This is a genomic window from Listeria fleischmannii subsp. fleischmannii LU2006-1 (genome assembly GCF_000344175.1).
Taxonomy (GTDB): Bacteria; Bacillota; Bacilli; order Lactobacillales; family Listeriaceae; genus Listeria; species Listeria fleischmannii.
In genome coordinates this window covers 21,840-30,059 of the sequence record NZ_ALWW01000036.1, presented here as the reverse complement: position 1 = coordinate 30,059, position 8,220 = coordinate 21,840, and the positions used below count along the sequence as shown (strand labels likewise).

The 8,220-nt window shown below is 38.5% G+C and carries 7 protein-coding genes and 2 pseudogenes; 2 read left to right on the top strand and 7 right to left on the bottom strand.

Annotation, left to right across the window (positions count from 1 at the left end):
* Window positions 1–74: pseudogene (locus tag LFLEISCH_RS15065) on the top strand (S-ribosylhomocysteine lyase); the annotation flags it as partial.
* Here the strand turns inward: LFLEISCH_RS15065 and parC are convergent.
* From parC to LFLEISCH_RS10745, 3 genes and pseudogenes are all read right to left on the bottom strand, one after another.
* Window positions 66–2,367: pseudogene (gene parC, locus LFLEISCH_RS10755) on the bottom strand (DNA topoisomerase IV subunit A); the annotation flags it as partial. The pseudogenes LFLEISCH_RS15065 and parC sit on opposite strands and share 9 nt — an antisense overlap.
* Complete coding sequence (gene parE, locus LFLEISCH_RS10750) at window positions 2,364–4,331, bottom strand: DNA topoisomerase IV subunit B (RefSeq protein WP_007476345.1); 1,968 nt, start codon at window positions 4,329–4,331, stop codon at window positions 2,364–2,366. The pseudogene parC and the gene parE, both read right to left, overlap by 4 nt.
* A gap of 161 nt (window positions 4,332–4,492) precedes the next feature.
* On the bottom strand, window positions 4,493–4,900 hold the full coding sequence (locus tag LFLEISCH_RS10745) for a CoA-binding protein (protein WP_007476343.1): 408 nt from the start codon (window positions 4,898–4,900) through the stop codon (window positions 4,493–4,495).
* A gap of 142 nt (window positions 4,901–5,042) precedes the next feature.
* On the opposite strand from LFLEISCH_RS10745, the gene plsY reads away from it, so the two are divergent.
* On the top strand, window positions 5,043–5,639 hold the full coding sequence (gene plsY / locus LFLEISCH_RS10740; protein WP_007476341.1) for a glycerol-3-phosphate 1-O-acyltransferase PlsY: 597 nt from the start codon (window positions 5,043–5,045) through the stop codon (window positions 5,637–5,639).
* A gap of 62 nt (window positions 5,640–5,701) precedes the next feature.
* On the opposite strand, the gene LFLEISCH_RS10735 is transcribed toward plsY, so the two are convergent.
* From LFLEISCH_RS10735 to codY, 4 genes are all read right to left on the bottom strand, one after another.
* A complete protein-coding gene (locus LFLEISCH_RS10735; protein ID WP_007476338.1) occupies window positions 5,702–6,574 on the bottom strand; it encodes an aldose 1-epimerase family protein in 873 nt (290 codons plus the stop codon).
* Window positions 6,567–6,887 carry a hypothetical protein gene (locus LFLEISCH_RS10730; RefSeq protein WP_007476336.1) on the bottom strand — a complete coding sequence of 107 codons (321 nt, stop codon included), beginning with the start codon at window positions 6,885–6,887 and terminating at the stop codon, window positions 6,567–6,569. The genes LFLEISCH_RS10735 and LFLEISCH_RS10730 overlap by 8 nt, the downstream gene beginning before the upstream one ends.
* Window position 6,888: 1 nt before the next feature.
* Window positions 6,889–7,317 (bottom strand): acyl-CoA thioesterase, encoded by a 429-nt coding sequence (locus LFLEISCH_RS10725; protein ID WP_007476335.1) that lies wholly within the window; start codon window positions 7,315–7,317, stop codon window positions 6,889–6,891.
* A gap of 115 nt (window positions 7,318–7,432) precedes the next feature.
* On the bottom strand, window positions 7,433–8,212 hold the full coding sequence (gene codY, locus LFLEISCH_RS10720) for a GTP-sensing pleiotropic transcriptional regulator CodY (RefSeq protein ID WP_007476333.1): 780 nt from the start codon (window positions 8,210–8,212) through the stop codon (window positions 7,433–7,435).
* Window positions 8,213–8,220: the final 8 nt, after the last annotated feature.

The following is an 8,220-nucleotide window of genomic DNA, read 5'->3' as shown; positions in this document are numbered from 1 at the left end:
CCCCATACGTAAGACTCGCTGGGACGAAAACGGGGTTTCACGGTGATGAAATTTATAAGTATGATGTTCGTTTCGATTATCAATTTATCTGTTTTTCCAATGAGCGAAATGGATACGAAGCGATGTGGATTCGTTTTTTAGTTCGCGCAACATTAGCAAGCCTCGTTTGGCACGCGATATAGGTTCAAATTCCGAAAGCTTCATTTGTTTTAGTGAGCCTCGTTGTGTGATTAAAACCATATTTCGAGTTTCATCAGGCGAAATCACAAAACCACCGATGACTGCATCATTTGCTTTTAAATTAATCGCTTTAACGCCTGCGGTACGCGCCCCGGAATCAGGGACTTCACTTACATTGTAACGCAAACCATAACCCAATTTTGTCGCTAAAAAGACATCTTCTAGATTGTCGATAAGTGAAACGCTTAGCAGTTCATCTTCACCTTTAAGTTTAATCGCCATCATTGATTTCGAGTAACGTTGTGGTTTGTAGTTTGTCATAAGCGATGATTTAATCATACCATTCTTTGTTATAAACAAGAAATAATGGCTTTCATCAAATTCATGGACCACTTTTGCTGCGACAATTTCTTCGCCTTGGCTAATATCTGTGGCTAAATGGCTCACATGATCACCAATATTTTTCCATCTAATATCAGGTAATTCGTGGACAGGACGGTAAATATAGTTTCCTCTATTTGTGAAAAGTAATAATGTATCCATCGTGTTCACTTTTTCAATGAAAACTGGATGATCTTTTTCTTTCATGGCTAACTCTAATCCATTTGAAGCGGCATAAGAGCGCATACTTGTGCGTTTTACATAGCCTTCTTTTGTTACAGATACCACAACATCTTCACTTGCAACAAGGACTTCGGTATCAATTTTAATTTCAGATATTTCTGCTTGCACTTCTGTTAAACGAGGTGTTTTATACTTTTTCTTAATCTCACTTAATTCTTCTTTTAAAACATCAATTAAAGCATCTTCACTACCTAAAATGCGTTCTAATTCTGCAATCTTAACAGAAAGCTCCTCTGCCTCGGTCCGAAGTTCCGTAATATCTGTATTGGTCAATCTATAAAGTTGCAAGGACACAATGGCTTCTGCTTGCTTCTCGCTAAATTGATAGCGTTGTTCTAGATTAAGCTTGGCATCACGTTTGTCTTTCGAGCCACGAATAAGCTTAATCACTTCATCTAGAATCGATAAGGCTTTGATTAACCCATCTAAAATATGTTGTCTGGCACGTGCTTTACGAATATCAAATTCTGATCGTTTAGTGATAATTTCTTTTTGATGCGAAATATATGCGTCTAAAAGCGCAGTAAGTCCCATTAAAACAGGACGTTTATTATGAATAGCGACCATATTAAAATTATAACTCACTTGTAAATCTGTGTTTTTAAATAAGTAGTTTAATACGCCTTCTGCATTCGCATCTTTTTTAAGCTCAATAGCAATTCTAAGCCCAGTTCGGTCAGTTTCATCGCGAACTTCAGAAATTCCTTCAATTTTCTTTTCGATACGCAGTTCATCAATTCTTTTTACTAAATTCGCCTTATTGACTTCATATGGGATTTCGTGAATCGTAATTTGTTTGCGTCCGCCACGGATATCTTCAATTTCGGTTTTAGAACGGACAACAACGCGTCCTTTTCCGGTTTCATATGCTTTTTTTATACCTTCAGCGCCTTGAATAATGCCACCCGTTGGAAAATCTGGACCCTTCACGATTTTTAAAAGCGTATCTAAGTCACAGTCAGGGCGACTAAGACGCTTAATCACCGCATCAATAATTTCTACTAAATTATGTGGTGGGATATCAGTTGCATAACCGGCAGAAATCCCTGTTGAGCCATTTACGAGTAAATTAGGAAAACGTGCGGGAAGTACAGTTGGTTCGCTTGATGTATCATCAAAGTTAGGGACAAAATCAACTGTTTCCTTTTCGATATCTCGCAGTAACTCTGCAGAAATTGGTGATAGTCGTGCTTCAGTATAACGCATTGCAGCAGGCGGATCTCCGTCTACACTTCCGTTATTACCATGCATTTCAATAAGAGCATTGCGCACTTTCCAGTCTTGACTCATGCGCACCATCGCATCATAAACGGATGTATCGCCGTGCGGATGATAATTACCGATAACATTTCCGACTGTTTTAGCTGATTTTCGGAAGCCTTTCTCAGCCGTATTCCCTTCTTCATTCATAGCGAATAAAATCCGTCTTTGAACTGGTTTTAACCCATCACGCGCATCAGGAAGCGCACGCTCTTGAATGATGTATTTACTATAGCGTCCGAAGCGGTCACCCATTACTTCTTCAAGCGCTAAATCTTGAATATGTTGTTCTGGTGTACTCAAATGTCTCTCGCCTCCTGACTGATCATGTTTTCATTTTCAAGGATACTTTGATCATCCTCTAAGCTAAATTCAACATTATTTTCAATCCATTTTCGTCTAGGCTCTACTTTATCGCCCATAAGTGTTGCAACGCGTCGTTCAGCTCGTGCGGCATCTTCAATTCGAACGCGAATTAACGTACGTGACTCTGGATTCATGGTTGTTTCCCACAACTGGTCGGCATTCATCTCACCTAAACCTTTATAGCGCTGAATCATGTAACCTTTACCAATTTTTTTGATGCTGCTGTCAAGCTCGTCGTCCGTCCAGGCGTAACTGACAACTTCCTTTTTCCCAGAACCTTTACTTACTTTATAAAGTGGCGGAAGTGCGATATACACTTTACCAGATTCGACAAGAGGCTTCATATAACGATAAAAGAATGTTAGGAGGAGAACTTGAATATGTGCTCCGTCCGTATCAGCATCGGTCATGATAACGATTTTATCATAGTTACAGTCGTCCACTTCAAATTCAGAACCTACACCAGCACCCACTGTATGGATAATGGTATTAATTTCTTCATTTTTCATGATATCTTGTAATTTTGCTTTTTCAGTATTGATTACTTTACCTCGTAGTGGCAATATAGCCTGAAATCTTCTATCTCGGCCTTGTTTAGCAGAACCCCCTGCTGAATCTCCTTCGACTAAGTAAAGTTCATTTTTATTTGGATTTCGTGACTGAGCAGGTGTTAATTTTCCGGAAAGAAGCGTCTCTGAACGTTTTCTTTTCTTACCATTTCTTGTTTCTTCACGTGCTTTTCTAGCCGCTTCACGTGCTTCACGCGCTTTAACTGCTTTTTTCACAAGTAAACTACTTGTATCTGGATTTTCAGCTAAAAAGTAAGCCAAATGTTCAGCTACAACAGCATCTACAGCAGGACGAGCTTCTGTTGTACCTAGCTTTTCCTTTGTTTGTCCTTCAAATTGTAATAAATTTTCGGGCACTCGAATAGAGAGCACGGCTGATAAGCCCTCACGAATATCGCTACCCTCTAAATTTTTATCTTTTTCTTTAAGCAAACCAACTCGTTTGGCATATTCATTAAAAATCCGTGTCATCGCCGCTTTCATACCTGCTTCATGAGTACCTGCGCCTCTTGTCCGAACATTATTAACAAAGCTTAAAATGTTTTCTGAATATCCATCGTTAAATTGGAAAGCCATTTCCACTTCAATCGTACCACTTTCACCTTCAAATGCTACAACTGGATGTAAGACATCTTTTCCTTCGTTGATATAATCAACAAAGTTTTTAACACCTTCCTCAAAATGAAAGGCTTCTCCCATGCCAACACGTTCATCAATTAATTCGATGCGCATTCCCTTTAATAAAAAGGCAGATTCGCGCAAGCGCTCGGAAAGTGTTTCATAGTTAAAAGAAGTTACTGGAAAGATACTTTCATCTGGTTTAAAACGGATGGTTGTACCTGTCTCTCTTGATTTTCCGATTTTTTTAAGAGTTCCATCAGGCTTACCGCCGTTAATGAAATTTTGCTCATAAATCGCACCATCACGGTGAATGGTTACTTTTAGCCATTCGGAAAGCGCGTTAACCACTGACGAACCTACGCCGTGCAAACCTCCGCTCGTTTTATATCCGCCCTCTTGACCGAATTTTCCTCCTGCGTGAAGAACTGTTAAGATAACTTCAACAGTTGGTTTTCCTGTTTTATGCATTCCAACGGGCATACCACGCCCTTTATCCGCTATACTTACGCTTCCGTCCTCATGAAGCGTCACTTTAATTTCATGACCGAAGCCTGCTAGTGCTTCGTCTACTGAATTATCGACAATTTCATATACAAGATGATGCAAACCTCTGACATCTGTAGATCCGATGTACATGGCTGGACGTTTTCGTACCGCATCTAGTCCTTCTAAAACCTGAATGGAATCATCATTATATTCATTCTTTGGCATCAGTTCTAAACTCCTTTCGTGCTTAATCCCTTATTTATACAAGCAGTCTTTAAACAGCTACCCTAACAGAATAGCATTATCTTTTGAAAATGAAAAGTAAATTTCGTTTAGTCCGTGAAAAAACAGGCTCTTTTGAACCTGCTTTCTAAAAAATCACGCGCTCATTTAGCTAGCTCTTGGTAAGCTACTTTTATACAGTAATCCATTACGACTGGATGCGTTTCTTTTAGTAGTTCGTAGGCTTCCTCATTTGATACTCCAAGCTGTGCCCAAAAAGCATTGGCATCTATTTCTAAAAATTCACGAGCAAGTTCAGGCAAAAACTCTGAACGTCTGAAAATATTGACGATATCAACCGGCTCTTTAATTTCTGATAAAGAAGCAACGGCTTTTTCACCAAGAATCTCATCTACTTTTGGGTTTACCGGAATAATTTTATAACCCGCTTCTTGCATGATTTTGGATACTTGGTAACTTGTACGTTCTTTTTTATCACTTAATCCAACTACCGCAATGGTTTTAGCCTCTTTTAAAATTTTATCACGCGTTTCTTTTGTCGAATGATACATTTAATCGCTCCTTTATAAAAGTGCCTCATTCCTTATTTTATCGTTAGAGCGCGCGAATGTAAAGAACTGAACGATTTTTCACCAAAACCTATTTTTTTTATGCTATAATTCTTATTATGAGTTTAAAAAGAGGAGTTTGAACATGTTGACAAAACTAATTATATTATCTATCATAGCCTATCTTATTGGCTCTATCCCATCAGGATTATGGATTGGTAAAATTTTTTATAAAAAAGATATTCGTGAACACGGTAGTGGTAATTTAGGCGCTACTAACTCATTTCGCGTTCTTGGTGTAAAACCTGGTATTGTGGTTACGGCGATGGATATTTTAAAAGGAACCATCGCGACACTGCTTCCCTTATTTTTTATCGCGAACATCGACCATCACTATATGCTTCTAACTGGTGTTTTCGCCATAATCGGTCATAGTTTTCCAATCTTCGCCAGTTTCAGAGGCGGAAAAGCTGTTGCCACGTCAGCTGGTGTTGTATTAGCTTACGCCCCTATTTTATTTGTTTTAGCTGTTCTAGTATTCCTCCTAACGCTTAAGATAACGAAATATGTTTCTCTCAGCTCGATGATTGCTGCAGTTGCCGCTTTCGTTATATCACTCTTCTTTGGTGATTGGATTTTAATTATCTTAATTACTGCACTTGCCATCTTCATCATTTGGCGGCATCGCGCGAATATTAAACGGATTAAAGAAGGTACGGAACCTAAAATTACATGGATGTAAAAACAGGAATTCTGCATGTATTATTTTTAATAGCAGCAGAATTCCTGTTTTTTTATTTCAATTTAGCCTACTTGAATCGTATAGTTGGCTGTAAAAATGGCTTCTGGTTCAAGTTGCTCGATTCCTGCTTTGTCCCGAAGTTCAACAGGACTCCCCACACCATCTGCAATGCCATACCAAGGTTCAATACATAAAAATGGCGTATCTTTTTCTTTTGTCCAAATCCCTACGAAAGGAAAATTAGGAAAATCTACACTTACAAAATGTGGATGCTTTTTAGAACGGATAGCAATTTTATTCGCTCTTAAACCTTCAAAAATAAGAGCATCATTTGCAAACAAATCATAATTAAGCGCTAATTCTGCCGTTTTTTCTTCTTTGATGCGTCTTAATTTCCCAGAACGATAAGGTCCTTCGAGTACTAAAGATTCAAGTTCTTCTTCGGCATCAAAATCCAAATAATAATCGTTAAACGTGGTTCCCTCTACAAGCGGTACATTAAACGCTGGATGGGCACCAATTGAAAAGTATATTCGTTTTTTATCTTTATTTTCAACCTGATATTCAACATGCACTCCGTCTTCAAGAAGCGTGTAGCTTACCGTCAAATGAAACGCATATGGATACACCAATCTTGATTTTTCATCCGCAGAAAGCTCTAAAATGCATTTATCTTTTAAAAGCTCCACTACTTGAAATTCGCGGTCTCGGGCAAATCCATGTTGCGGCAGATGGAACGCTTCGCCGTCCACATAATAAGTATCATCAACTAGACGCCCCACTGTTGGGAATAAAATAGGGGCATGTCGTCCCCAAAATGCGTTATCCGCATTCCATAAATAGTCAAGCTGCGTTTTTTTATTAAAAATTTTTGTTAGCTCCGCCCCGTCTTCCTTCAGTTCGATGAGCATTGTATCATTCTCAAGTTTAATCATGTTTTTCTCCTTCCAAGTGAAACCGTTCAATTTGATCCCACTTCGCTTCATTTTTTAAAACCGTGAGTTGGATTTCACCAAACAAATCAAAATGCGGCAAATGGTCATGCCCGAAATCAATATAGGCATCTGGCAATTGATATTTCTTTCCCCACGCTTTTAAAACGTTTATATCTGAACTAGCCACTTTAGTGACCGTTTTTGAATTTGGAAAGCGCGCATCCAACCAATAATGCGTTAAAATGGCTATTTCGCCTCGTGCCGCCTGTTCTTTAAAAGCTGCAAGTTCAGCACGCTTTACACCAAATGCCATCTTATTTCGCTCCTTCTACTGCTTTTTGATACTTATCATGCCATTCTTTTAAAACCCGTTTTAAAGCTACTGGTTTAAAAGTATCTTTAGTTACACAAACGTGCTTCGTTTCACCCGTAATGGCGATTTCGCCTGATTCAGCATAGCGAATTTCATATCCATAAGTCACTCGCACGCCGTCATATTCTTCAAGCCACGTCTTCACAATAGCATTTTGCCCGTATCTAAGTGGCTTCCCGTAATGAATAGCAACATCAATAACTGGTGACAGATAGCCTAGCTGCTCCATATCAAAGTAGCGCAGTCCTAAACTTTCAATAAAGCGAGTTCGCCCTAATTCCATCCAAATCAAATAGTTGGCATGATAAACAACCCCCATTTGATCGGTTTCCGCATAGCGAACTTCAATTTCCGTTTCTGTATACGCCATCCCTATTCCCTCCAAAAAAACAGTATCCTCCTTCATTTTAGCAAATTTCCCACTAAAACAGAACTATTTGGACTAAAAAAGGCTCTCACAAAATTGTGAGAGCCTAAAAGTTTGCTTAATTGTTTTTTAATTTCTCAAGCTCTACTAAGAATTTATCGTTTAACACACGAATAAACGTCCCTTTCATACCAAGTGAACGAGAATCAATAACACCCGCGCTTTCTAATTTACGTAAAGCATTCACAATGACAGAACGAGTTATACCAACGCGATCAGCGATTTTAGAAGCAACAAGTAGGCCTTCTTTTCCATTTAATTCATCAAAAATATGTTCAATCGCTTCTAATTCACTATAAGATAATGAGCTAATAGCCATTTGGACAACAGCACGGCTACGCGCTTCTTCTTCGATTTCTTCCGCTTTCTCATGAAGAATTTCCATTCCAACCACTGTGCTACCGTATTCCGCTAAAAGTAAATCGTCATCGTTAAATTTATTTTCAAGACGAGATAAAATTAATGTACCAAGACGTTCTCCTCCGCCCACAACAGGTACAATTGTAGTTAAACCTTTTGTAAATAAATCACTGTTTTCGATTGGAAAAGCTGTATACTGGCTAGAAACTTCAAGATTTGGAGAAGTTTCATTCACATTAAATAAACTTTGAGTGTATTCTTCAGGGAATTGACGTTCTGTCAACATTTGTTTCATACGTTCATTCTCAATAGGTAAGATTTCAGAATACCCTAAAAGTTTCCCTTTTCGGCTTACAATGTACGTATTTGCTTCAATCACATCACTTAGTGTATCCGCCATTTCTTTAAAGTTAACTGTTTTTCCTGCTGCATTTTGTAACATTGCATTAATTTTTCTCGTTTTTTCTAATAAAGTCATTATTAGAT